Source organism: Pandoraea fibrosis (assembly GCF_000807775.2).
Taxonomy (GTDB): domain Bacteria; phylum Pseudomonadota; class Gammaproteobacteria; order Burkholderiales; family Burkholderiaceae; genus Pandoraea; species Pandoraea fibrosis.
In genome coordinates this window covers 82,332-107,172 of record NZ_CP047385.1, presented here as the reverse complement: position 1 = coordinate 107,172, position 24,841 = coordinate 82,332, and the positions used below count along the sequence as shown (strand labels likewise).

Genomic DNA, 24,841 nt, shown 5'->3' with positions numbered 1-24,841 from the left:
GAACGTCATGGGCGTTGCGGCAGATAGACATTACGCCAGTGCGGTCACGGCGATTTCGACTTCGAGGCCGGCGCGCATCAGCGGCGATTGCACGCAGGCACGCGTCGGCGCGTGGCCTTCGGGCACCCAGGCGTCCCACACGGCATTGAATTCGGCGAAGTGCTTGGCATCGGACAACCAGATGTTGGCCGTCAGCAAACGCGACTTGTTGACGCCAGCGTCCGCGAGCAACGCATCGATGCGGGCGAGGACCTGGGTGGTCTGCTCCGTGACCGACAGGTCGGCCGTATCGGGCACCTGACCGGCCAGATACACCACGCCGTTGGCGATCACGATCTGGCTCATGCGAGCGTTGGTGTACAGACGCTTGATTTCGTTCGACATAGGGGGGCACCGTAACAAAGAAAACGGGCCGGGAGTCGGCCCGGGCGCTATCTTATACGACGCCTGTATTCCCCCATTCCCCTTGACCGGCGGATCACTGCCGGATCAGCGCCATCGCACAGTCGAGCACGGTGCGCTTGAGATCGGCCATGCCTTCGGGCGGCAGGAACGGCCCCATCATGTGGCGATACGACACCGTCTTGCTGATGGCGGACGTGAGCATGAAGAACATCACGTCGGCGTCTTCCACGGGACGCTTCTGCGCTTCGAGCCAATCGGCCACGAGCGGCACCATCGCATCGCGATACGGACGCACGAGCCGCTGCGTGAGAATGTCGAGCCGCTCGCCCTCTTCGGTGGCCGCGGTCGAGAAGAACATGCCGACGTCCGGATTCTCGAAGACCACTTCCACGAACACGCGCACGGCCTGTTCGATACGCTCGGCCGGCGGCAGTGGCGCATGTTGCAGGGCATCGGTCTGCTCGATGAGCGAGCGCGTGATCGCGGCAATCTGATCGACGACCGCGACCCACAGCGCCTCTTTCGAGCCGAAGTGGTGCGAGATCAGCGCCGCGTCGACACCCGACGCCTCCGCGATCTGCCGCACGCTGCTCGCATAGAACCCTCGTTGCGCAAAAATACGTCTGGCGTTGAGCAACAACGCGTCGGCACCATGCGTGCAGTCGCATGTGGGGCGTCCACGGGTGCGTTTTCGGGGCGGTGCGGCTTGCGAGACAGCTTTGTTTGGAGTCATTGAACGATGGGGTGGTCGAATTCGCGACAGCAATGCGCCAAGTCTACCCGACCCGAACGCGCCTGCCTGCCCAGACGTTTGCTATTTGACACGCTGGGGCCACGGTCGCTATTATGCGCTTATTCATCACTTGTTGAATTTGACATTTTCCCCCCGAATGTCTCGCGCAAACCGAATCGTGATTGTCGGTGGCGGTATCGCCGGCCTCAAGCTGGCAACGCGTCTGGGCCGCACGCTCGGACGCGCCGGGACTGCGCGCGTGACACTTGTCGACAGCCATCCTACCCACCTTTGGAAGCCGATGCTGCATACCGTGGCGGCCGGCACGCGTGATGTCACGCACACCCAGGTGGCGTATCTGGCCCATGCGTGCAGCAACGGCTTCACGTATCAGGCAGGGCGCATGTGCGGACTGGACCGTGCGCACCGGGAGATCGTGCTGGAGGAAATGGAAGCGCCCGACGGCACCCGCCTGCTGAGCGAGCGCCGCGTACCCTACGACGCGCTGGTGCTCGCGCTCGGCTCGCAAGCCGACGACGCCTGTCTGCCCGGCGTGCGCGACGTCTGTCATTTCATCGACAGTCAGCCGCAGGCCGAGGCTTTTCATGACGCGCTGCGTTGCGAGGCGTTACGCAGTGCCGTGAACGACGACGCGCTGCGTGTCGTGATCGCTGGCGGTGGCACCACCGGCGTAGCACTTGCCGCCGAGCTGAGCCGCACCTTTGCGCTGGCCGCCGGATACGGCGATCCCCAGATTTGCGAGCGTCTGAAACTCACGCTCGTCGAGCGCGGCCCGCGTGTGCTGGGCGCATTTCCGCCTGATGTTTGCGAGGCGTCACAGGCACAGTTGGAGCGTCTGGGTTTTCGCGTGCTGACGGACACCCGCATCGTGTGTGCGGATCGCGACGGCTTTTATCGCGACGACGGTCAGTTGATTCCCGGCGATCTGCTGGTCTGGGCGGCGGGCGTGAAAGCCCCTGATTGCCTGAAGGGCATCGGTGGCCTGACCACCAACGAGGCCGATCAGATCGTGGTGCGCAATACGATGCAAACCGCGCAGGACGAGCGAATTTTCGCGCTCGGCGACTGCGCATCGCTCACCCCCGCACAAGGTGAGAGCGCGTTGCCGCCGACGGCTCAGGTGGCGACACAACAGGCGGCGCATCTGGGCCGTCATTTCGGTGCGTGGCTCGAAGGCCGCGCAATTCCGCCGTTCGCCTATCGCGATCCCGGCGCGTTGGTTTCGCTGTCTGACTACAACGCGTTCGGCACGCTGGGACGATTCGGCTTTTTCAAAGGTGGCATCGTGCGCGGACAGTTTGCGCAGTGGAGCCACGCCATGTTGTATCGGCGTCATCAGCAGGCATTGCACGGGTTCGCCCGCGCGACCGTGTTGCTTGGCGCGGAAAAACTCGGCGGCCTTCGCGGGCCGCGCATCCGGCTGGCCTGATCATGCGAAGCGACCGAACCAATTGCCCCAACCGAAGCGGCAGCAGCCGCGCCCCGGGAACCTCCCCGACCTCCCGTACCCCGCGCACATCGCGCAGTGCCTCGCGCACTCAGGGCGTCTGGCAGCACACCGTTGCGATGCTCGATGCCGAGCCTGTCGTGTGCCAGCCGGTCATTCCCTACACGCGACGCGCTCCCATCGTCCGGGTGCTGGAAATTTCCAGCGAACTGACGATCACCGTGTCGTGGAACGACGCGATGGGCGGCAACTACGGTGCGCAGATCTGGCGCATCCGCCGCGCCCATCATCCGGGCGTTTGCGCGTTGACGGGCGAGACGATGGACGTGGGCGACTTCGTCTACCGTCCGCTGTTCGGTGATGTGCCGCCGCTCAACGCCGACGCCATGATCTCGGCCGAAGCCATCCGCATCATGCGCGAAGCCCATAGCCGCGAACTCGAACCGGCGTAAGGCCACGACCGACAACCCCACGCGCTGAAAAGCGGTTCCCCCCGTTTGATTTCAGCGTGCTGCCGCTCCGTGAGAGCGGCTTTTTTTCGTCTGAATGCATCTGGGCCACGTTGCCGGCGACGAGACCCTGACACCTGCGCCCGATACTTCGTTGCGCGCATTACGTCGGTTACGTCAGTTACGTCGATAGCCTTCAGGCAGGCATCGATTTGGGTTTACGCTTCGGGCATGGCTGACCGCATCCCCCGCACGCAGTCGGGCTGCCGCCGCTTGTGCGTGCTACGCCCTTCACGGAGACGACCATCGATGACCAAACCCTACCTCACCCTTTGTGCCGCGCTTGCGGCCACGGCTGCCATTGGCTGGATGGCATTCAGTGCACGCAGCTACGCTGCCGAGCCCGCTGCCGCAGCGCCCGCCGACCCACGGCAGGCGGAGATCAAGTCGCTGGTCGACAACACGATCACGCCGCTCATGGCCCGGCAGAACGTTCCGGGCATGGCCGTGGGCATCGTCTTCGACGGACATACCTACGTCTTCGACTATGGCGTAGCCGACAAAGCTACCAGGAAGCCCGTCACGCCCGACACGCTTTTTGAAATCGGCTCGGTCAGCAAGACCTTCACCGCTACGCTCGCGGCTTACGCGCAAACGACCGGCGCACTCTCGCTCGACGACAAGACGAGTCGCTTCGTGCCTGAACTGGCCGGCACGCCCTTCGGCGACGTGAAGTTGATGAATCTCGGCACGCACACGACTGGCGGCATGCCGCTGCAAGTGCCGGACGATATCCACAACACCGACCAGATCGTCCAATACTTCAAGGCATGGAAACCGGCGCAACCGACGGGCACCGTGCGCACCTATTCGAATGTCAGTATCGGCGCGCTGGGCTGGATCACCGCGCGCGCCATGCATGGCGACTTCTCCACGCTCGTCACCGAACATGTCTTCAAGCCACTGGATCTGAAGCACACCTTCATCCGCGTGCCGGAAGATCAACAGGCGAATTACGCATGGGGCTACGGGAAGGATGGCAAGCCGATTCGCGTCAACCCGGGCGTGTTCGAGCAGGAAGCCTACGGGGTAAAAACCACCGCGAGCGACCTGCTGCAATTCGTGCAGGCCAACCTCGGCGGACCAGTGCGCGACGAGTCGTTGCGAAAGGCCATTCAGGCAACGCACACCGGCTATTTCTTCGACAAGCCGATGACGCAGGACCTGATCTGGGAACAGTATCCGTATCCCGTCGGCGTCGATGCACTGCTCGAAGGCAACGCGAACCACATGGCGTATGAACCGACGCCCGCCCGGGAACTCTCGCCGCCGATGGCGCCGACGTCCGTCGTCTGGATCAACAAGACGGGATCGACAAACGGATTCGGCACCTACGTCGCCTTCGTGCCGTCGAAGCAGATGGGCATTGTGTTGCTGGCGAACAAGAACTACCCGATGGACGAGCGCATTCGCGCAGCGCATCACATCCTGACGACGCTCGATGGCGGCACACGCGCCACGGCCGCCTCGCGAGAGTGATCTCGTCCGGCGAGATCGAGACCATCGCCCGTTTCATCGAAGCGAACCCGAGCGCGCGTCGATGCGCCAACGCGCCGATATGCCGACGTCCCGTCAGCCCACGCGGGACGGCTGCCCGAAGACGCGCTCGAGCGCTGCCGTCATATCGTCGATCAGATCCTGCGGATCTTCGAGACCGATGTGCAGGCGCACGATCGGCCCCGCAGACGACCAGTCCTCGCAAGTACGCGTGCCGGCAACGTTCGTGACCGTCGCCAGACTCTCGAAACCGCCCCACGACGCGCCGATGCCGAACAGCTCAAGCGCGTCGACAAAGCGATCCGCCTGCGCCGTCGTGGCGTTCGCAAACTCGAACGAGAGGAGGCCGTTCGTGCCGAGGCAATCGCGCTGCCACAACGCGTGGCCGGGATGCGTCGGCAGCGCCGGGCAGAACACACGCGCCACGTCGGGGAGGCTCTCGAGCCAGTGGGCAATCTCCAGCGCATGGCGTTCGTGCATCTGCAAACGCGCGGCCAGCGTGCGCGTACCGCGCAGCACGAGATAGGCATCGTCGGGACTCACCGCCACGCCCTGCGCGTCGGCCATGGTGGAGAGCGTCTGCCAGACCTCCTGCGTGGTGGTGACGGTACCCATCATCACGTCCGAGTGCCCGCTCAGGTATTTCGTCGCGGCCATGATCGACACGTCGGCCCCCAGCATGAGCGGACGGCACTGCACGCCCGAGCCCCAGGTGTTATCGGCCACCAGCAACGCACCGTGACGATGCGCCAGATCGGCCAGCGCCGGAATGTCGCACATCTCGTAGACGAGCGAGCCTGGCGCTTCCACATAGATCAACTTCGTGCGCGCAGTGAAATGCTCGTCCGCATCGCTGCCGTCGGCGCGGAAGTAGGTCACGTGCACGCCCCACGGCTTGAGAAACGTCTCGACGAAGTGCCGCAACGGCTGATACACGCAGTCCGAGATCAACACATGGTCGCCCGGACGCACGTAAGCCAGAAACACCATCGAGATCGCCGCGAGTCCCGTCGGGAAGAGTCGCGTGCGATAGCCGCCCTCCAGATCGGCCACGACATCCTCCAGCGCGAAGCCGGTCGGGTTGCCGCGTGCGCCGTAGGTGAACATGCGCTCGGTGCCGCGACGACGGCGAGCGTCGTTCAGGTCGTCCATCGAGTCGAACAACACGGTGGACGCGCGCACCACCGGCGGATTGACGGCGCGGCCGCCAACGACGGTGGTATGCGTGCCGCCCTTGACCAGGCGGGTGGCGAGACGTTTGGGAGACGATTGTCGGGACATGATCGGGGGGCGTGACTGATAACGATTCGAACGATTCGGAGGTGGCGTCCCGGCGTTCGCATCGGGACGCGCACGCCGAGCTCAGAGCTTACTGCGCGGCGGCGGACTCACCAATACGGAAAGCCCCGCGCTCCTGTTCGTCGAGCTGTGCGAGCAGGCCCGTCTCCCACGCCAGATACTGACGTGCCGCCGCCTTGTTGCCGTCGTGGCGATCATGGACAAAGAACAGGTAGTCGATGCACTCGGCATCCGGCGGCAGATCGGGCGTGCTCTCGACGGCGAGACCGGCAGCGGCCCATGCCTTGAAGCCGCCCGCGAGCACCGAGACCGCACGCGAATCGCCGGCGTGCTCAAGACGCCAGTCGGCCGCGAACAGTTCCGCGATACCGCGTTCCTCTGCGATGAGCACGATGTTACGCGACGCCGGCAGCGTCGGCAGATGAGGACGAATCGCCCACTGTGCGCCAGCCACATGCGCGCGACGGTAGCTCATGCTCGGACGCACATCGACCACGGTAACGGTGCCCTCGGCGAGCGCGGCAGCCAGCGTTGCCACGTCGATTTCCGGCAATGTCGTGCCAACGACCGACTCGCTTGCCGGCAGCGACGCGCCACTGGCAAGACCGTCGCGCAGCACGTAGGCATCGTGACCCAACTGACGCAACCAGCTTGCGACGATAGGGGCACGCACCCCATCGTTATCGAACAGCACCACACGCGCGTGACGCACGCCCACATACTGATCCGTCGCCTGAATCAACTGACCGCCCGGCGTGTGCTGCGCCCCCGGCAGCGAGCCGGCGGCGAATTCTTCGGGCGTGCGCACGTCGCACAGGAACAACGAACGCGACGTGTCCGATGCCCACTGCGCCAACGTGGCGGCGTCGACCTCCGGCACGGCAAATCGCTCGGCCAGCGCGCTGCTCGCTTCGCGCATTTGCGCAAGGCTCGACGGCGTCACTACGTCCGGGTAGCGGCGCGTGCTGCCATGCTCCAGGGGCAGGTCTTCCAGATACCAGCCCTGCGTGCCGTTCTCCAGCGCCATCACCGGATTGGGAATGCCAAGGTTGATGAGCGTCTGTGCGCCGATGATGCTGCGCGTGCGTCCGGCGCAGTTCACGACAATGGGCGTCGTGGGGTTCGGCACCAGCTCCCGGATGCGATAGCCGAGTTCGCCGTTCGGACAGCAGATCGACGACGGAATCGTCATCTTCAGATATTCGCTGACGGGGCGTCCGTCGAGAATCACCAGATCGTCGCCGCGTTCGCGCATCGCCGCCAGTTCGCGAGCGGTGACGCGCGGCGTGTGATACGCCATCTCCACCAGTTCGCCGAATGTCTTCGACGGCACGTTGACCCCGGCGAACAGCGTGAAGCCCGCCTGTTGCCAGGCATTGGTGCCGCCTTCGAGCACGGACACATCGGTGTAGCCGAGTGCGGCCAGCCGTTGCGCCGCCAGCACGGCGACACTCGCGTCGGTGTCGTAGAGCACCACGCGGGTGCCGCGACGCGGGGCCAGCCGCACGATATCGAGTTCGAGACGGCTGTAAGGCAGCGTCACGCCGTAGAAGAGGTGCGCCTCACCGTACTGGCCGTGCTCGCGCACGTCGAACACGGCGATCTCGGCGCCATCGTGCAGCCATTCCTTGAGACGGGTGGGCGGCACAAATTGAGGAGTGAACGAGGTCATAGCGTTGCGTCGTTGTCAGGTTTCGCCCGGCCTTTGCCAAAGCGTAGGGATGAGCAGGCCCGCACCGCCCACGAGGGCGGTGTGATGCGGGTAGCGCGAAACGGATTCGCGCCGTCAGGAAATTCGCCGCCGGTCTTTCCCGGCGGTCACTGCACGATCAGCGGCGGGTTTTCACGCCGATGTCCATCACTTGATACGTGCCCTTGGCAAGGTCGAAGGTGATGCGCTCGGTGAGCGTTTCCAGCGCACGGCCGTACATGTGCAGGTGACGAATCGGCGCTTCGCCCTTGATCTCGACCGCGTGAATGTCTTCCGAGGCCAGCGCAATGCCGTGACCAGGATCGACCACGACGGTGTCGCTCACTTCGAGCGTGCCAACGCCGGGCGTCTTGCCATCGTCCGTGCGGCGGTAGACGTAGTTGTATTCCACGCCGTCGACCGCCGCGATGCAGGCCCACGTCGTGTGGTTATGCGGCGTGATTTTCTTGCCCGGACGCATGACGTTCAGATACAGCGCGTAGGTCTTGTCGGCATCTTCGTGAATCAGATAGCGCGCCTGCAATTCGCCGTCGGTCGGCGGCGGGAAGTCGGCCTCGCTCCACAATGCGCTGCGCGCGGCGAGCGATTTGACCTGATCGAGCACGGCCGCCAGCGCGGGACGCGTTTCGCCCTCGGGCGCCAATGCGGCCTTCATGGCCTTGATCGCGTCGCTGACGGCGGCCTGACGTTGTTCGGAAACAGTGGGCGTGGACATGATGAGAGTCTTCTCCGTTGTGCTTTGTTATGCGAGGTGCCCGAGGGGGCGCTGTCGTGTGTTGATGTGAGGATTGATTCGCCTGGCGTTGCAGCGACCCTCAGGCGGGCACGGGGTCGCGCGGGACGCTGATCATCGGTGACGGGCGCAGCACGTCCTGCAAGAAGCGCTGTGCGCGCGCATGCTTCGGCTGGCTGAAGAACGCTGCGGGCGGCGAGTCTTCGAGCAACTCCCCCTGATCCATGAACCAGACGCGGCTCGAGACATCGCGCGCAAAGCCCATCTCGTGCGTCACGATCATCATCGTCAGGCCTTCGTCAGCCAGCGAGCGCATGACCTGCAACACTTCCTGCACCATCTCCGGATCGAGCGCGCTCGTCGGCTCGTCGAACAACATGAGCGGCGGCTTCATGGCAAGCGCACGGGCAATCGCCACACGCTGCTGCTGACCGCCCGAGAGATTCGACGGCATGGCGTCGATCTTGTGGGCGAGACCGACCTTGGCGAGCAGCGTCTCTGCCTGAGCGATCGCCTCGTCGCGCGACATGCCCAGCACCTTCGTCGGCCCGAGAATCAGGTTCTGCCGCACCGACAGATTCTGAAACAGATTGAAGCTCTGGAAGACGAAGCCGATACGGGCGCGCAACTGATTGAGCTTCACATCGCGCGCACTTACGTCTTTGCCTTCGAAGAGGATGCGCCCCTTCTGAATGGCTTCGAGCCGCGTGACGGTGCGAATCAGGGTCGACTTGCCCGAACCCGACGGACCGCACACGACGACGACTTCGCCGCGTTCAATGGTGGCATTGATGCCCTTGAGGACATGATGTTCGCCGTAGAACTTATCGACATTCTCGAATGCGAGCATGCTCATGGTCGCGTTCTCCTTCTTGAATCCTGCGCTCACGCCAACCCCGCGCGCTGACGGGCGATGCGACGCTCGAGCCAGCCAGCGAAGCGCGAAATGGCGAAACACAACACGAAATAGAAAGCTGCCAGCACGAGGAACGTCTGCAGCGGCTTGGTCAGCACGATCGTATTGACCTGTGCGGCCGAATACGTCAGCTCAGGCACCCCGATCACATACGCCAGCGATGTCGCCTTGATGATCGACACAAACTGATTGACGATGGACGGCAGCATGTTCGCAAGCGCCTGCGGCAGTTGCACATAACGCATGCTTTGCAGCCACGACAGGCCGTTCGAGCGCGCCGCCTCCATCTGCCCGCGCGGCAGCCCCTCGAGACCGGCCCGCACGATCTGCGACAGGAAGGCGCTCTCGTAGACGATGATCGCGCACACAGCCGTGGTGAATGCCGACACTTCAGCGCCCACCAGCAGCGGCACGGCGAAGTACGCCCAGAAGATGATCATCAGCAGCGGGATGCCGCGCACCAGTCGTGTCCAGACGCCGGCCACGCGACGCATCCAGCGCCACGGCGAAACCTGTGCCAGTCCGATCGCGACCGAGATCGGGAACGAAATCACCAGCCCAAGCGCCGAGAGAATGAGCGTGATCGCCACGCCGCCGAGCGGGCCGTTAGGCCAGCTCCCGACGAGGAACAACGCGAGATAGTCATGCAGAATCTCGTACATCGTCTCAGACTCCCGAGGGCGCCATGCGGCGTTTGGCGAAGTGCTCGGAGAGCGCCATCAAGGCCAGCGTGCCGATCAGATACAGGATCGTCGCGACCAGAAACACATCGAACGTGCGAAACGTCAGGTTATCGATCTGACGCGTGCGGTACAGCAGTTCGTGCACACCGATCGCCATCGCCAGCGAGCTGTTCTTGAAGAGCAGTAGCGCCTGGTTGAGCAACGCGGGCAATGCCACACGAATCCCTTGCGGCAGGATCACGTAACGGAACGACTGCAGATACGTCAGACCGATGGACCACGCGGCTTCCTGCTGCGTGTTCGGGATCGCGCGCAACCCCGAGCGCAGGTCTTCCGAGATGAACGCACCGGCGTTGAGCGACAGCGCGATCGTCGCGAAGAAGAACTCGGTGTTGCCCGCGTTGATCCAGTCGCGCAGTCCTTCGGGCAGCAGTTGCGGCACACCGAAGTACCACACCAGAATCTGCACCAGCACAGGCACGTTGCGGTGGTACTCCACCACCACGATCACGAAGCCCTTGAAGAGCTTGACCGGCAGGGCGCGCAACGTGGTGAGCGTGACGCCCACCACGATGGACAGCAGACCCGAGACCACGAACAGCCGGAGCGTCGTGAGCACACCGTCGCGAAACAGCTTCAGGTAGCCGTCTTCGAGCAAAAACGAGAGATCGAACATTGCGCGTCGTCTCGCTTACTGCACCTTGATCGGCTCGACCTTATAGTCGCGCGTGAACTTGTAGACGGACTTGTTGCCGAGCCACTTGTCAAAGCTCTCCTGCAAGCCGTTCGACTTGTCGTAGTCGACCAGAATCTTGTTCACAGCAGCGAGCAATGCGGGTTCGTTCTTGTTCATCACTACGCCCCAACGCTCCTCGAAGACGGGCTTGGTCAGCAGACGATATTGCTGGCCGCCCTTGGCGGCCGCTTCATTGGCAAAGCGCGCCAGAATCAGTTGGCCGGCGACGAGACCTTCCACCTTGCCCTGTTGCAATGCGAGGAACGCCGACGAAATGTCATGGAAGGTCAACAGGTTCGAATCGGGCAGACGCGTCACCGATACCGCCGCCGAGCTGGAACCCTCGGACGCGGCGATCTTCTTGCCGGCGAGTTGGTCGAGCGTTTGCAGCGGCGAGTCGGCGCGCACCAGCACGCGAATCGGCGCGACGAAGTACTGATCGCTGAAGTCGACCTGTGCGGCGCGGGCGGGCATCCAGGCGACAGCGGCGGCCAATACGTCGACGCGGCGCGTCTTGAGTTCGGGAATACGGGCGTCGGTCGACAGGGCGCGGTGTTCGAGTTTCACGCCCAGCCCCTTGGCGATCGCGCTGCACACGTCGACATCGAAGCCGACGATCTTGCGCGTGGCGGCATCGGGAAACGCATACGGCTCGCTGGCGTTTTGCGTGCCGCAAACGAGCGTGCCGCGCGCCTTGATGTCAGCCAGTTGGTCGGCGTGCGCGACGCCTGTCATGGCGAGGGTTGCCAACAGCGCGGCTGCAAGGTGTCGTTGCCACATGATCCTGAGTCTCCTTGAGTTCGACCTGGGGGGGCGAATCGATTAGCGGGGGACCGGTCAGCGCCGGCGATCCACCCGTTATGCCCCGGTCACATAAATATTGCTTGAGTGTCAGGCAGGTTATCCACCAAAATTCCCAAGAACAATTTAATTTTTATCTCGAAAACATTAGCGCCTCTGAAGTATTAGCCTAACGACCATGCGAAACCTCGACATCGATCTGCTGCGGACTTTCGTGGCGATTGCGCAGCACGAAACCTTCGCGGCGGCGGCCACCCGCGTAGGTCGCACGCAGTCCGCCATCACGCAGCAAATGCAGCGGCTGGAGCAGGAAATGGGGTGTGCGCTGTTTGAAAAGCAGGGGCGGCAGAAGACGATGACGGCCGACGGGGTGCGGCTCGTCGCCTATGCAAACAAGATTCTTGCGCTCAACGATCAAGCGGTGCAGGTCATGCAGACACGCGGGCCTGCGGAGAAGTTGCGCATCGGCTCGCCACACGACGTGGCCGATTCGATCCTGCCCAGCATGTTGCGACGGCTATCGAAACTCTCGGCAGAGTTGCAGTTGGAGATTATCGTCGGACGCAGTCCGCACCTGATGGACGCGCTGCGCGACAAGGAACTGGATCTGGCGATCTCGACCCGTTACGACGAAGGCTTTCCGGGGATCAAGCTGCGCACCTCGCCGATGGTATGGATTTGCGCGGACGATTTCATCTTCAATTCGTCCGCGCCGGTACCGCTGGTGATGGCCGACGAGTTGAGTCTGTTCCGGCGGCTGTCGATCGAGCGCCTGAACGCGGCGGGTATCGCGTGGCGCACGAGCTTCATCTCGCCGACACTCACGGGCATCAAGGCCGCGATCAGCGCGGGCCTTGGTGTCACGGCCCGCACCACCGAGCTGCTCGACGCGAACATGCGCGTGCTCTCGGAGGCCGACGGTCTGCCACGTCTGCCCGACGTCGCGTTCTATCTTTACGTGCAACCGACGTGTACCAGTCAGGTGCTGCGCGAATTGTTCGAGTCGACGGAGCACATCGCCACGCGTTTCGGGCCGCCGTTTCTGATTGGCGAGTAATCAGCCCTTGGGCGCCGTGCCCGGACGCAGGTATTTGCCCACATGCGCCACGTAGTCGGCTTTGCCCAGTTCCACGCCATGCTGACGCAGAATCCCATAGGCGATGTTGGTATGGAAATAGAACTGCGCGAGCAACCAGTCGCGTGCGTACTGTTCGCCCGTCATGTCGAAGACCACCCCATTGGGCAATGAGAGCGAGATGTCGATGTACTCGCCCGCGTCAAGCGCGTTGCCGGGGAGCGCGTCGAGAAAGGCGATGGCGTTGGCAAGGCAAGTCTTCGCTTCGGCGAACGTGCCCGGACGTTGCTCGGCATTCCAGCCGTCGCGCTGCACCGCGAGCACATCTTCCGGAATCGGCTCGCTGCGCAGCCGGTAGGCAGGCTCCATCGCCTGATAGCACACGAAGCGCACCTGCGCGGCAAGCGGGTACATGTCCGGCGCGAGACGCAATGTCATCAGCGCATCGGGATCCTTGCCCTTGGATTTCTCGTATGCCGCCGCCTTGTCCAGCCATGCAGACAAGCCGCGCAGCATATGCGACAACGTGGGGATGAGAAGTTCGGTCAGCGTCATGCCACTACTCCGTTGTTATTGTCGGGAATCCGCGACGCAGCATATCGCGATCCCGGCGGTTTCGCATAGCAGGCGTGGCCAACCAGTGAACGCTTACGTTGTTGCGATGAGCAGTTCCTCGGCGTTTGACGGCGGACGCAACCCGTCTTCCCGGTTCGCGAAGTAGCGCTCGGTGAGCGCCGCCGCCGAGACATGCGTTGCATGCCTGAAGCCGTTTTCCCGGGCGAACGCCATCATGTCCTGCGGCGTGAAGAAGCTGATGAACGGCGTGCCGCTCGCCCGCGCCCCTTTCTCCGCCATTTCAAGGCCGGGGCGCACCTCGGGATCGGCCATCTCCAGCGGTAGCAGAAACGTCATCGCCAATGTCGAGCCGGGCGCAAACGACGACACTTCGCGCAACGTCGCAGCATTCGCTTCGCGCGTCAGATACATGCTGACGCCAGTCGACACGATCACCGCCGGCCGGCTGGCGTCGAAGCCATGTTGCAAGAGGGCGTCACGCCACGACTGGCCGGCTTCGAAATCCACCGGCACGAAATGCAGCCAGTCTTGCACACCGTAGCCCAGCGCGATAAGCCGGTCGTGTTTCCAGCGCTGCGGCCCTGGCCGGTCGACTTCAAAGATCGTGAGCGATGCCGCGAGTTCGGGATGCCGCTGTGCGAAGCTGTCGAGGCCCGCCCCAAGAATCACGTACTGGGTAACGCCTTGCTTCATTTGCGCCAGCACAAGGTCTTCGATGAAGCGCGCTCGGGCAACGATGGACGCGCGAAACGCTCGGGTGAACACGGGGTCCATGTCGCCACGCTCGCGCCAGTCGTCTGGCGGGTCGAGCAGCTTCAGACCCACGTCGTCGGCAAGAATGGGCGGCGCGCCGTCGAGTTCGAGATGCAGCGCACGCCACAGCGCCACGCGCGCCGCCGTGCTCTCGGGAGCGATGTCTTTGGAATCGGTCATGATGCCTATCTCACGAAATCGATGCGGGATGTGCCGATTTTTGCACAGCCCCGTCGACCGTGCCGGGCAATCGTTCACGGCCGACGATAGTGTTCCGTCATGACATCGATGAACGCGCGCACCGACAGGCGCGACAGGCTGAATCTGAAAGACGGGTATGCAGGAAGCGTCCGCCATCGCGATCAACTTCCGCGCGTTGGCGAGGGCCGCTTTACCATCCGGCCCAATCCACTACGCCTTGAAGAAGAGGTGCGATGCGCCTTGATAGCCGACGTACAGTCCTACCAGGATGATCAACGCGCCCGAAAAGTAAGGTGCCTTTCTCGCGAAGTCGCCGAAACCGCTCCACCGGCGAGAAACGTGCCGCACGCTGAGCGCTGCCAATGTGCCGGACGCGACCATCGTGACCGCCAGCCCGATGCTGAAGCACAGCACGAGGCCCGCGCCCAATGCGAACCGCTTGAGTTGCAGGCAGAGCAGCAAGACCGTGATCGATGCCGGGCATGGGACCAGACCGCCGGTCAGGCCAAACACGACGATCTGACCAGTCGTGACGTCGCGTCCCGTGAAGCGCTTCTGAATGTCGCGGGCATGGGCGCGTTCGTGAGCGTCCTGATAGCCATCCGAGGACACGTGAGCGGCATGCGCGTGTGCCCCGTGCGCATGGTCATGATCGTGCGTGTGCGTCTGTGCGTTGTCGCGCCACGTGCGCCAGAGCATCCAGCCAGCGACGCCGAGTATCAGCACGCCCGAGGCGAGTTGGAAGTACGGTTCGGAGGCGTCGGCGTTCCAGTTACGTCCGAAGTACAGCCCGGCCAACGCGACCAGCCAGACGACCGCAGTATGCGACACCGTCGCCGATAAGCCGAGCAACGCGGCCTGTCCCACGGTACCGCGAATGGCAACGATGAACGCCGCCATCATCGTTTTCGAATGCCCCGGTTCCAGTCCATGCAACGCACCAAGCAAGATGGCGCTGGGGAGGAACAGCCAGGCATTGCCTTGCTGAAGCAAAGTCGAGAACTCAGTCATGACGCACGATTCGAGAGGTGGGACGGTGAATCCGGAATATACTACCCCCCAGTATATTCGTGTTAGCATTTTTCATCCGTTGACGTCACAGACAGGAGCGCGGCAGACCGTGCACACGATTCGAGACAAGAACAAGTTGCTGGCACGCGTGCGTCGCATTCAAGGACAGGCGCAAGCATTGGAGCGTCAATTGAATGAGGAGAGCGACTGCGTCGAGATCCTCCAGCAGATCGCGGCCATTCGCGGAGCGGTCAACGGTCTGATGGGCGCGGTCATCGAAGGCCATCTCGTCGATCACCTCGTCAATGAACCCGAACAGGCGAATCGCGAAGCCGAGCTGGCGCCCGTGCTTCATGTCATCAAGGCCTATCTGAAGTAGCCCTCACGCCGCTATGCTCCGCTTTGAAAATCTCACCCGCCGCTTCGGCGACTTCACCCTTTTCGAGAACCTGAGTTTCCACGCGGCGCGTGGATGCTTCGCCTTGCGCGATGAGGGCGGCGGTGGCAAAACCACGTTGCTGGCGATGCTTGCAGGCACCGCCGACCCGGAGGGCGGCAAGGTCTGGATTGACGATCACGCCATGCACGAAGCCCCGGCTGCCGCGAAGGCGTCGCTTGCCGTCGTGCCGTTCGACTGCCTTGCCGATCCTTCGCAAACCGGCCAAGGCTTTCTTGAGCAACGCGCCCGCGAAACGCAGTCGAGTGTCGACGCCCATGTCCTCGATCTGGCCGAGCGCTTCGGGCTGACGCCACATCGCGAAAAACGGTTCGATCAGATGTCGCTCGGCACCCGACGCAAGTTCTATTTGACGGCGACGCTATTCGGCACGCCGAGCGTCATTCTCGCCGACGAGCCCAGCGGCGGCCTCGATGCCGGATCACGCGCCGTGCTCATCGAGCTGTTCACGACCCTCGGCAAGGATCGCTGCGTGTTCTTCTCGACGCACGACGACGAACTCGCCGACGGCTGTCACGCCACCACGATCGGCTTCCCCGATCTCGCACGCCACCGCGTCGTCTAAGGCGGTTTGCCCATCGCTCGCGTCTTTCGACGCGTCTGTGCCATCATCCGTCTATCGTTCCAATCACGGGAGACGGTCATGAGCGGCAAATGGTTTTCGAAGTTTTCGAGCTACCTTTCCACCGTAACCGGCCGGCCGGTTTCGTTCGTCCTGGCCGTCACGCTGGTCCTGATCTGGGCAGCGACGGGCCCACTGTTTCACTACAGCGATACGTGGCAGTTGGTTATCAACACCTCGACCACCATCGTCACGTTTCTGATGGTCTTCCTCATCCAGAATACGCAGAACCGCGACACGGCGGCCATGCAGATCAAGCTCGACGAGTTGATCCGTGCGATGGAGGGCGCCCACAACGCGCTGCTCGATCTCGAAGAACTCGACGAGAAGGAGCTGAACCGCTTCCGCAAGCGCTACGAGAGTCTTGCCGAGGCGGCACGGATTGCACTGAAGCAAGGGGTTGTGGACACCGACTCCCCCTTCATCGCCGGCGACGATGACGATGAAAACACTCGCGGCAATACGCGCAAGGATGGGTGAAGCGGGGAGAGGGGTTGTCAGGCAGGGTGTCAGGCCATCTGGACCGCCGTTGAAACACGGCACGCGTGCATTGATCTGCGCTCATTAAAGTTATCGGTCCGACGGGCCGTAAGCGCAGAGAGTGAAGAAGTCACGCAGCCATGCCACGATGCGACGGCACCGGCAGCACCGCCTGAGCGGCCCCCCCCAATCAACGGCTCGCGCGCGAGCCTAACGATGAAAGCCCATGAAAGTCACTTCGTTGCGAACCCGGATTCTGCTCATTACCTGCCTCACGGTGGTGGGGGCCCTGATTCTCTCTGGCATCACGACTTACGTGATCGTGCGCGATAGCATGATGTCGAGCATTGCGCACACGCTCTCGGCCGTTGCCAACGGCAATGCGAGCGCCATCGAGCGCTGGTCGGCCGACAAGGCGCAGGCGGTCGTGGCGACGTCGCAGGTCGTCGAGAAGGGAGACCCGGCCGGGCTGGTGAAGCTCATGGGCAAGACCAACGATTTTCCGATCACGAGCATCGGCTGGTCGGACAAGACCTTCTTCTCGACCGCGCCCACCCCGGCGGACTACGATCCCACCGCCCGGCCCTGGTACAAAAGCGCGGTCGCCGCAGGCAAGCTGACCGTCACCAAGCCGTATGGCGATTCGTCGACGGGTATTCCTTACGTGGCCTTCACCGCGCCGCTCGTGCGTGACGGCCAGACCACCGGCGCCATCAGCGGCGCCGTGGCGCTCACCGGCGTGCAGGACATCATCAAGGCAGTGCACCCCACGCCGTCGAGCCTCGCGCTGGTCGTGGCGAGCGACGGGCAGGTGATTGCCCACCCGGACAACAAGTTCTCTCTCAAGCCGTCTACGGAAGTCGCCGCCGCGCTTACCGCCGATTCGTTGCCGGGCATGGCCGCCGACGGCGCCGCACCGGTCGCCATGGAACTCGCCGGCGCGCCCAAGCTGCTCAAGGCCAAGCGCATTCCGGGTACGGACTGGTATCTCGTGGTCGCCCTCGACCGCGCGGAAGCCACTGCCGGCCTGACCCATGTGCTGGGCGCGACGGTCATCACGCTGATCGTGCTGACGCTGATCTCGCTGGCGATTGCCTCGATCTTCACATCGCGCGCCTTCAAGCGCCTGTCGACCGTGCGCGACGCCATGGACACCATCGGTTCAGGCGACGGCGACATGACACAACGCCTCGACGTCGTCGGTCACGACGAAGTGGCGCAAATCTCGAAGTCGTTCAATGCGTTCGTCGACAAGATCAGTTCGGTGATGCTCGATGTACGCGCCGGAGTGTCGTCGATGACGTCGGCCACCAGCGAGATCGAGATGGGCAACCGCGATCTGTCGCAACGCACGGAAGCGTCGGCGGGGTCGTTGCAGGAAACGTCGTCTGCGCTCACCGAACTGACCTCCAGCGTCAAACAGACGGCCGACACCGCCGAGCACGCCACGCGTCTGGCTAACGACGCGAGCGCCGCTGCTGCGCGCGGGGGTCAGGTCGTAACCGATGCGGTCGGCACGATGGCGGCGATCACGCAATCGTCGGAGCGCATCACGGAGATCATCGGCGTGATCGACGGCATTGCGTTCCAGACCAACATTCTTGCGCTCAACGCCGCGGTGGAAGCCGCACGCGCGGGCGAGCAGGGACGCGGTTTCGCCGTGGTGGCGGGCGAGGTGCGCACGCTGGCCCAGCGCAGCGCCGCCGCGGCACAGGAAATCAAGGCCCTCATCGAAACGTCGGTACATAACGTGAAGAGCGGCACGGAGCGCGTGCAGGCGGCGGGCACGACGATGAACGAGATCGTCGATGGGATTACGCGCGTGCAGCGTCTGGTAAGCGAGATCCACGGCGCGATGACCGAGCAGAGCGCGGGGATCAGCCAGATCGACCGCTCAGTCTCGGAAATGGACCAGGCGACGCAGCAGAACGCGGCACTGGTGGAGGAGTCTGCTGCTGCGTCGGCGATGTTGAGCGAGCAGGCCCGCATGCTCGCCGAAACCGTGGCGCGCTTCCGTCTGCGCGAAGGGCATCGCAGCGACTCGCACGGCGTTGGCGCGCCGCAATCGCCGTCGCTGTCGGTGGTCGGATCGGCGCAGCGTCTGGCCGCCTGAGGGCTGAGCCGGCATTGGGCGAGCGCGACATTGTGTTCGGGAAACGGGCTTCGCAGCCATCGGGGCGCTTCGCACGCGAAGCATTCACAAAATCCGATTTTCCCGTTACAATCGCCGTCCCCTGCCCAGGTGGCGGAATTGGTAGACGCACTATCTTGAGGGGGTAGCGCCGAGAGGCGTGCGGGTTCGAGTCCCGCCCTGGGCACCAAAAGCGCTATTTCCAATAGCGCCTCCCCCTGACGATTTGGCGTGATTTTGGTGTAGCTTGCAGCACCAGCGCACGTCGGACCGTAGCCACAATCTCCCCACCATCGCGGACTGTCAGACGCTGAAATGCAGCGTTGGTAGTAGACAAGCCAACATTCAATCAGGCACCACAGGCAAGATCTCCTTGCGAGACGTTCGCTGGGCCCAGCGCAAGCGAGTCCGAACCCTTGCGTTCGCTCATGGGAGTGCTCCGACTCTTTATCGGGCCTCGCCCTTCATGATGGTCCGCCGCGTTGCCGCCACTCAAGCGCTCACGGGCGCGAACGAATCGAGATCGATAATCTTCCGACCGCATAAACCGCGACGCCTCGAAACGGCACGCGTTCGGTGCCCCATACTGCCCCGTCCGACTGACTCCCGCTACACCGCCCGAGCAACCTCAGGCCCCCACCTCCGTTGCGCTTGACGGTAGTACTATTTTTTAATATCATTCGTTTATGAAATCCAAATCAAGACGAACTCTTGATCTGATTTTTTCCCGCCCGACCCCGGCGAGCGTCAAGTGGGCCGACGTTGTGGCGTTATTTCTTGAACTTGGTGGAGCGTTGAGTGAGCGGGAAGGCTCCCGTGTCGCCGTGTACTTGTTCGACCAAATCAAGGTCATGCATCGACCTCACCCCTCGCCAAATATGGACAAAGGGGCGATAGCGTCGATCCGCAAATGGCTTGAAGATAATGGGGTGCAACCATGAACAATGTCATGATCATCGGTGGACATAAGGCAGTTATCTCCTTTGACCCGGAGATAGACATGTTCAGGGGCGAATTTGTCGGCCTGAATGGCGGCGCAGACTTTTATGCGGATGATGTTTCCGGGTTGCGGCGCGAAGGCGAACTGTCGTTGAAAGTCTTTCTGGAGGAGTGCGCCCGACGGGGTGTCGAGCCCCAAAAGCAATTTTCCGGCAAGTTCGTCATTCGCCTGAATCCTAAGGCTCACGAAGCGGCAGCCATTGCTGCGGCAGCGCATGGACAAAGCCTCAACCAATGGGTGGCAGACACCCTCGAACAGGCAGCCCACGCATAACCATCAGGGACGGTGCCAGGTGTCGGTCAGACATCGGGCAACATGAAAGCCCATCCGACTCGCATCGGCATTGCCGGTGCGATCACACACGCAGCATTGCGCGAGACGCTCAGCCGAATCGCCATGGAGAATCACAATGATTGACGGCCTGATCGGCGGCAAACTGTACGGCAAGGCATCGCAACGCACCGGACAGAACGGACACCCCTTCGTCACCGCCAAAGTTCGCGCGACTGGCGGGGACGGCGATGGCGACGCGATCTTCGTCAACGTGATCGCCTTCAGCGAGACCGCGAGCAACGCGCTGCTGGCGCTCGAAGACGGCGATAGCGTGTCGATATCCGGCTCGCTCACGCCGAAGGTGTGGACCGACCGCAATGGCGAAACGCGTCCCGCGCTCGATCTGGTCGCCACGCTCGTGATGACCGCTTATCAGGTCAAGCACAAACGCGCGACGACAAGGGGCGATGCGAATCCGTCGTCCGACGCGGATTTCGACGACAGCGACGGCCCACGCTAATCCCTCGCTAGACGGCCAACGCCGCCCCATCGCTGCGCGGGTCGTGAGCGCCCGTCGCCCACCCGTGCGCGTCCATCGCGATCACCCCGGCCTGCCCCGCCAGGGGACTGTGCCTCGGTAGCGCCGCCAACGCATGGCCGCGCTGCGTCAAGTCGGCAAATACGTCCTCTCCCGCGTCGCACTCCAGCTTCAGATTGTCCCGACTATCGGAGAAGGTACGCCCCAGCAGAAAGCGCGGTTGCGAAAGCGCTTCGTGCGGACGCATGCCGTAGTCGATCAGCCGCGTGAGCAGTGCACATAGCGTTTGCGGCTGACCGTCCGCCCCTTGCGTGCCGTACAGCAGGCGAGGGCGACCGCCTTCCAGATACATGCCGGGATTGAGCGTATGGAACGGTCGCTTGCCGGGCATCAACGCATTGGGATGCGCGCAGCCCACCGGACGAAACGCCGCCCCCCGGTTGTGCCACAACACGCCCGTGTCGCCCGCCATCACACCGCTTCCCCAATCGAAATAGATCGTCTGCAACACACTGACGGCACGCCCGGCGGCGTCCGTCGCGGCGAAGTACACCGTATCGCCCTCGCGAAAGCGGTGCGGCCAGTCGAGTGCAGCGTGGTCGTCGATACGCGACGCAGCCGCCGTGAGATGCGCCTCGGACAACATCGTCTGCACGGGGACATCGGCATATTCCGGGTCCGCCACGAAGCGGTCGCGATCGATGAACGCCTGCTTCACCGCCTCGACAAGACGGTGGTAATACGTCGCGCTCCCGTGGGCGCAGTCGTCCAGCCCCAGTCGCGCGAGTATTCCCATGATTTGCAGCGTCGTCACGCCTTGCGTCGGCGGCGGTAAGGTCGCCAGCACGCCATTGCCATACGGCATCGTCAGTGCAGACGACACATACACGCGCGTGGCGGCAAGATCGTTTCGCGTCAGTGGCGAGCCCGCCGCTTGCAGGCCCTTCGCCATACGGGCCGCCAATTCACCTTCATAGAATTCGCGCGCACCGCCATCGGCCACGCACCGGAGTGTGTGCGCCAATGCCGGTTGTCGAAACCGTTCGCCCAAGGCCGGTGCGCGCCCGCCCGGCAGAAACGTTTTCGCAAACCCATGCCACGTCGTGGCATCGCCCATCTCGTTCGCGCGATAGCCATACCAGAAGTCTTGCGAACGACTAACAGCGAAACCCTCCTCGGCAGCGGCAATGGCCGGTGCGAGCAGCGACGCCCACGACATCGTGCCGCCCCATGCGTCGCGGCTCACGCAATACGCGGCCTCCCATGCCGCGACCGTCGCCGCAGTGGTGAGCGCCGAAGCCGGGCCGCGTGAGGCAATCGTCGCACCATCGAGCAACGCCGACGGGAGGTGCCGCGCCGCTTGTCCAATGCCGGAAATCGCAAGCGGTGGCGCATCGCCCGGCGCACTGTCGGCAATCAGCCAGAAGCCATCGCCGCCAAGTCCGGTGAAGTGCGGCATCGTGACACACAGCATGGCCGCGATGGCGATGGCCGCTTCGATGGCATTGCCGCCCTGTTGCAGCACATCGCGCCCCGCCGCGCTGGCCAGCGCATGCGGACTGGTGACCAATCCGGCGCGGCCGCAGGCGAGGGCCGCTGCGGCCACCTCGTCGGCATCGGCAACCCCGGCAATCTCCCGCGCCGTCATGCGGCGGCTCCTGCGCCGTGTTGTCCACCGAGATACGCCGCCGCCAGCCGGGCATCGCCCGCCAGTTCGCTCGCGGCGCCACTCACGCTCACGCGCCCCTCTTCGAGCACGTAGCCGCGATCTGCAATCGACAGCGCCATGGCCGCCATCTGGTCGACGAGCAACATCGACAGCGATTCGCGCCGCAACGCATCGAGCGACGCGAACAACTCCGCAATAACCTTCGGGGCCAACCCGAGCGACGGCTCGTCGAGCAACAGCACGCGCGGTGCAGACATCAGCGCACGCGCAATGGCGAGCATCTGTTGCTCCCCACCCGAGAGCAAGCCAGCGCGCTGATGCTGCCGCTCCCGCAAGCGCGGATAGCGCGTGAACATCTGCTCGATACGGGCGTCGCGCGTCGCGCGCGGCAGACGTCCGCACGGAAAGGCACCGAGCCGAAGATTATCGAGCACCGAGAGTTCCGCGAACACCTGCCGGCCCTCCGGCACCAGTACCACACCCAGCGCCGCGATCTTCGCCGCATCCAGTCGCGACAGATCGCGTCCGTCGAATGTGATGCCGCCACTCACCGGGCGATGCAATCCCGCGAGCGAACGCATGAGGGTCGACTTGCCCGCACCATTGGCGCCGAGCAGTGCGACCAGTTCGCCCTCGCGGACCTGAATCGAGACGTCGTGCAGCACCGGCGCGGCGCCATATCCTGCGGTCAGTTTGCCAACGCCCAGCACTTCCTGAGTGATCGCAGCGTCGCGCTGAACCGGCTTGTCCAATGCCGCCGCCGATGCCCCGAGGTAAGCCTCGCGGACGCGCTCGTCATGCCGGATCGCCGTGGGCGATCCCTGCGCAAGAAAGCGTCCCGCATCGATCACGACGATCCCATCCGACACGCCCATCACCAGAGACATGTCGTGTTCCACCAGCCCAACCGCTACACCACTGTCGGCGATCTCGCGCAGCAGTTTGCCTAGCTGCGCCTTGTCCTGCGTCGACAACCCGGCGGCCGGTTCGTCGAGCAGCAGAACGGCCGGACGCGTTGCCAATGCACGGGCGATCTCCACCAGACGACGATCGACGTGCGCAAGATCGGCGGCCATCAATTCCACATCGCCGTGATACCCGCACGCCCGCAGCAACGCGGTTGCCGCGTCGCGATGTGTCTTGCTGCGCATGCGCGCAACGCCAAGCAAGCCACCGAGTCTTCCGGCACTCAGCGCGAGCGTTACGTTATCCAGCACGCTCATGCCGCCAAACAGTTGCGACGTCTGATACGTGCGCGCCACGCCATGCCGTGCACTGTCGCATGCGCCTCGCGCGGCAAGGGCGTCGCCACCGAGTGCGCGCGTGCCCGCCTGCGGTCGATAAAAGCCCGAGAACATATTGAGGACGGTCGATTTACCTGCGCCGTTCGGGCCGATCAGACTCGTGACCTTCGCCGCCGGCAGTTCGAACGACAGATCGGCCACGGCTTTCACACCACCGAACGTCATGGCCAGACCTTGCGCCGCGAGGCTCTTGCGCTGCGCTTGTGCAAGCACCGGCAGCGTCAGCGACGCCGCTGCATCGGCTTGAACGTCTCCCGACGACACGCCACGCCGCGACTTCCACCAGCTTCCCAACACACCAATCACGCCATTCGGTGCGCCCCACAACACCACGAGCAGCAGCACGCCGAAACACAGCAGACGCAGATTCTCGAGGCTCGCCAGCAACTCCGGCAGCAACCCGACGACGACCGCGCCGACCAGCGGCCCGGCAATCGTGCCTGCGCCGCCGATCATCACGACCAGGACGAACAACAGCGACTGGAGGAACGAGAACATGCCCGGCGTAACCATGCCCTGCAACGGCGCGAACAAGCCGCCCGCCAACCCGGCAAGGGCCGCCGAGAAGGCGAACGCCACCGCTTTGACGACCAACGGATTGACCCCAATCGATGCCGCCGCCGTCTCGCTGTCGCGCACGGCGCGCATGGCGGCGCCCCAGGCGCCGCGAGAGATACGTGCATAGATCAGCAGCGCCACGCCCAGCACGGCGAGCGCCGCCACGGCCACCACGCGCTCGCTTCCGGCCATGCCGAACACCCCCGGCGGCATGACACCCATCAAGCCATTCTGCCCGCCGGTCAGCGCACGCCACTCCACCGCACCATGCTCGACGATGAAACCAAAGGCAATCGTCACCATGGCAAGGCCCGGTCCCCGAACCCGCAGCGCCGGCAGCGCCAGTAACGCGCCGGTCAGCGCAGCCATCATCCCGCCCGCAAGCCACGCGGGCCAGAACGGCCACCCCGCCTGTGTCGTCAGAATCGCAACCGCATACGCGCCAATCGCGTAAAAACCCACGTGCCCGAACGACACTTGCCCGGTGAGTCCCAGCAGAAGATTCAGGCCCACGCCGCAGATCGCGAGCAATGCCACACCCGCGATCACGACGACGAAATAGCCGTTCACCACACACGCCGCCCCCGCCATTGCGAGCAGTACGACGGCAAGGATGGCCGCGAGGGCGATGCCGTCACGGTGTCGGGCGGTCATCATGCCCGACACGCCCGGCTTCATAGCATGCGACGCCAGCCGCAAAGG

The 24,841-nt window shown here is 63.7% G+C and carries 25 protein-coding genes and 1 tRNA gene; 12 read left to right on the top strand and 14 right to left on the bottom strand.

The genetic code is table 11. The features are described from left to right. Window positions 1–30 precede the first annotated feature (30 nt). Together PI93_RS00425 and PI93_RS00420 are read right to left on the bottom strand one after the other, a co-directional pair. Window positions 31–384: a RidA family protein gene (locus PI93_RS00425; protein WP_039373351.1), complete on the bottom strand. Its 354-nt coding sequence runs from the start codon at window positions 382–384 to the stop codon at window positions 31–33. Window positions 385–478: 94 nt separating this feature from the next. After that, window positions 479–1,138 (bottom strand): TetR/AcrR family transcriptional regulator, encoded by a 660-nt coding sequence (locus PI93_RS00420; RefSeq protein ID WP_039373348.1) that lies wholly within the window; start codon window positions 1,136–1,138, stop codon window positions 479–481. Between the two features lie 157 nt (window positions 1,139–1,295). Here PI93_RS00420 and PI93_RS00415 point away from each other — a divergent pair, with 157 nt between their 5' ends. From PI93_RS00415 to blaPNC, 3 genes are all read left to right on the top strand, one after another. Beyond that, the gene (locus tag PI93_RS00415) at window positions 1,296–2,588 is read left to right on the top strand and encodes an NAD(P)/FAD-dependent oxidoreductase (protein ID WP_039373345.1); all 1,293 of its coding nucleotides are present in this window, start codon (window positions 1,296–1,298) and stop codon (window positions 2,586–2,588) included. A gap of 2 nt (window positions 2,589–2,590) precedes the next feature. Next, the gene (locus PI93_RS00410; RefSeq protein WP_080759335.1) at window positions 2,591–3,058 is read left to right on the top strand and encodes a DUF3331 domain-containing protein; all 468 of its coding nucleotides are present in this window, start codon (window positions 2,591–2,593) and stop codon (window positions 3,056–3,058) included. Between the two features lie 306 nt (window positions 3,059–3,364). Then, on the top strand, window positions 3,365–4,594 hold the full coding sequence (blaPNC, locus tag PI93_RS00405; RefSeq protein WP_039373344.1) for a PNC family class C beta-lactamase: 1,230 nt from the start codon (window positions 3,365–3,367) through the stop codon (window positions 4,592–4,594). Window positions 4,595–4,687: 93 nt separating this feature from the next. On the opposite strand, the gene metC is transcribed toward blaPNC, so the two are convergent. The 7 genes from metC to PI93_RS00370 all read right to left on the bottom strand — a co-directional run bounded on the left by metC (window position 4,688) and on the right by PI93_RS00370 (window position 11,470). Next, window positions 4,688–5,893 (bottom strand): cystathionine beta-lyase, encoded by a 1,206-nt coding sequence (metC, locus tag PI93_RS00400; protein ID WP_039373341.1) that lies wholly within the window; start codon window positions 5,891–5,893, stop codon window positions 4,688–4,690. Between the two features lie 88 nt (window positions 5,894–5,981). Then, complete coding sequence (locus PI93_RS00395; RefSeq protein ID WP_039373340.1) at window positions 5,982–7,583, bottom strand: rhodanese-like domain-containing protein; 1,602 nt, start codon at window positions 7,581–7,583, stop codon at window positions 5,982–5,984. Window positions 7,584–7,740: 157 nt separating this feature from the next. Next, window positions 7,741–8,337 carry a cysteine dioxygenase family protein gene (locus tag PI93_RS00390; RefSeq protein ID WP_039373338.1) on the bottom strand — a complete coding sequence of 199 codons (597 nt, stop codon included), beginning with the start codon at window positions 8,335–8,337 and terminating at the stop codon, window positions 7,741–7,743. Window positions 8,338–8,437: 100 nt separating this feature from the next. Beyond that, window positions 8,438–9,205: an amino acid ABC transporter ATP-binding protein gene (locus PI93_RS00385; RefSeq protein WP_144400374.1), complete on the bottom strand. Its 768-nt coding sequence runs from the start codon at window positions 9,203–9,205 to the stop codon at window positions 8,438–8,440. Between the two features lie 35 nt (window positions 9,206–9,240). Next, window positions 9,241–9,933 (bottom strand): amino acid ABC transporter permease, encoded by a 693-nt coding sequence (locus PI93_RS00380; protein WP_039373334.1) that lies wholly within the window; start codon window positions 9,931–9,933, stop codon window positions 9,241–9,243. A gap of 4 nt (window positions 9,934–9,937) precedes the next feature. Next, window positions 9,938–10,630, bottom strand: a complete 693-nt coding sequence (locus PI93_RS00375) for an amino acid ABC transporter permease (protein ID WP_039373331.1) — start codon at window positions 10,628–10,630, stop codon at window positions 9,938–9,940. 15 nt (window positions 10,631–10,645) lie between these two features. Beyond that, a complete protein-coding gene (locus PI93_RS00370) occupies window positions 10,646–11,470 on the bottom strand; it encodes a transporter substrate-binding domain-containing protein (RefSeq protein WP_039373329.1) in 825 nt (274 codons plus the stop codon). A gap of 199 nt (window positions 11,471–11,669) precedes the next feature. Here PI93_RS00370 and PI93_RS00365 point away from each other — a divergent pair, with 199 nt between their 5' ends. Further along, window positions 11,670–12,548 (top strand): LysR substrate-binding domain-containing protein, encoded by an 879-nt coding sequence (locus PI93_RS00365; RefSeq protein WP_039373328.1) that lies wholly within the window; start codon window positions 11,670–11,672, stop codon window positions 12,546–12,548. Here PI93_RS00365 and PI93_RS00360 read toward each other — a convergent pair whose 3' ends face one another. The 3 genes from PI93_RS00360 to PI93_RS00350 all read right to left on the bottom strand — a co-directional run bounded on the left by PI93_RS00360 (window position 12,549) and on the right by PI93_RS00350 (window position 15,107). After that, window positions 12,549–13,121, bottom strand: a complete 573-nt coding sequence (locus PI93_RS00360; RefSeq protein WP_039373325.1) for a DUF1993 domain-containing protein — start codon at window positions 13,119–13,121, stop codon at window positions 12,549–12,551. A 93-nt stretch (window positions 13,122–13,214) separates the two neighbouring features. Next, window positions 13,215–14,075 (bottom strand): class I SAM-dependent methyltransferase, encoded by an 861-nt coding sequence (locus PI93_RS00355; RefSeq protein ID WP_039373323.1) that lies wholly within the window; start codon window positions 14,073–14,075, stop codon window positions 13,215–13,217. Between the two features lie 231 nt (window positions 14,076–14,306). Beyond that, window positions 14,307–15,107: a nickel/cobalt efflux protein RcnA gene (locus PI93_RS00350; RefSeq protein WP_039373321.1), complete on the bottom strand. Its 801-nt coding sequence runs from the start codon at window positions 15,105–15,107 to the stop codon at window positions 14,307–14,309. A 109-nt stretch (window positions 15,108–15,216) separates the two neighbouring features. Here PI93_RS00350 and PI93_RS00345 point away from each other — a divergent pair, with 109 nt between their 5' ends. The 8 genes from PI93_RS00345 (at window position 15,217) to PI93_RS00310 (ending at window position 20,590) form a co-directional block, all read left to right on the top strand. Next, on the top strand, window positions 15,217–15,486 hold the full coding sequence (locus tag PI93_RS00345) for a metal/formaldehyde-sensitive transcriptional repressor (protein ID WP_039373319.1): 270 nt from the start codon (window positions 15,217–15,219) through the stop codon (window positions 15,484–15,486). Window positions 15,487–15,499: 13 nt separating this feature from the next. Beyond that, window positions 15,500–16,129, top strand: a complete 630-nt coding sequence (locus PI93_RS00340) for an ABC transporter ATP-binding protein (RefSeq protein WP_039373316.1) — start codon at window positions 15,500–15,502, stop codon at window positions 16,127–16,129. Between the two features lie 78 nt (window positions 16,130–16,207). Continuing rightward, window positions 16,208–16,666 carry a low affinity iron permease family protein gene (locus PI93_RS00335; RefSeq protein ID WP_039373315.1) on the top strand — a complete coding sequence of 153 codons (459 nt, stop codon included), beginning with the start codon at window positions 16,208–16,210 and terminating at the stop codon, window positions 16,664–16,666. Window positions 16,667–16,892: 226 nt separating this feature from the next. Further along, entirely contained in the window at window positions 16,893–18,779 is a 1,887-nt protein-coding gene (locus tag PI93_RS00330) for a methyl-accepting chemotaxis protein (protein WP_039373314.1), read from the top strand. Between the two features lie 123 nt (window positions 18,780–18,902). Next, window positions 18,903–18,987, top strand: a tRNA-Leu gene (locus tag PI93_RS00325). Between the two features lie 496 nt (window positions 18,988–19,483). Next, a complete protein-coding gene (locus PI93_RS00320) occupies window positions 19,484–19,738 on the top strand; it encodes a type II toxin-antitoxin system HicA family toxin (RefSeq protein WP_080759334.1) in 255 nt (84 codons plus the stop codon). Continuing rightward, window positions 19,735–20,070, top strand: a complete 336-nt coding sequence (locus PI93_RS00315; RefSeq protein ID WP_039373312.1) for a type II toxin-antitoxin system HicB family antitoxin — start codon at window positions 19,735–19,737, stop codon at window positions 20,068–20,070. The genes PI93_RS00320 and PI93_RS00315 overlap by 4 nt, the downstream gene beginning before the upstream one ends. Window positions 20,071–20,206: 136 nt before the next feature. Continuing rightward, window positions 20,207–20,590 (top strand): single-stranded DNA-binding protein, encoded by a 384-nt coding sequence (locus PI93_RS00310; RefSeq protein WP_039373309.1) that lies wholly within the window; start codon window positions 20,207–20,209, stop codon window positions 20,588–20,590. Window positions 20,591–20,597: 7 nt separating this feature from the next. Here PI93_RS00310 and PI93_RS00305 read toward each other — a convergent pair whose 3' ends face one another. Beyond that, window positions 20,598–22,256 (bottom strand): gamma-glutamyltransferase family protein, encoded by a 1,659-nt coding sequence (locus PI93_RS00305; RefSeq protein ID WP_052240877.1) that lies wholly within the window; start codon window positions 22,254–22,256, stop codon window positions 20,598–20,600. After that, a complete protein-coding gene (locus PI93_RS00300) occupies window positions 22,253–24,796 on the bottom strand; it encodes a branched-chain amino acid ABC transporter ATP-binding protein/permease (protein ID WP_167525559.1) in 2,544 nt (847 codons plus the stop codon). Before PI93_RS00300 ends, PI93_RS00305 begins: the two co-directional genes overlap by 4 nt. Window positions 24,797–24,841: the final 45 nt, after the last annotated feature.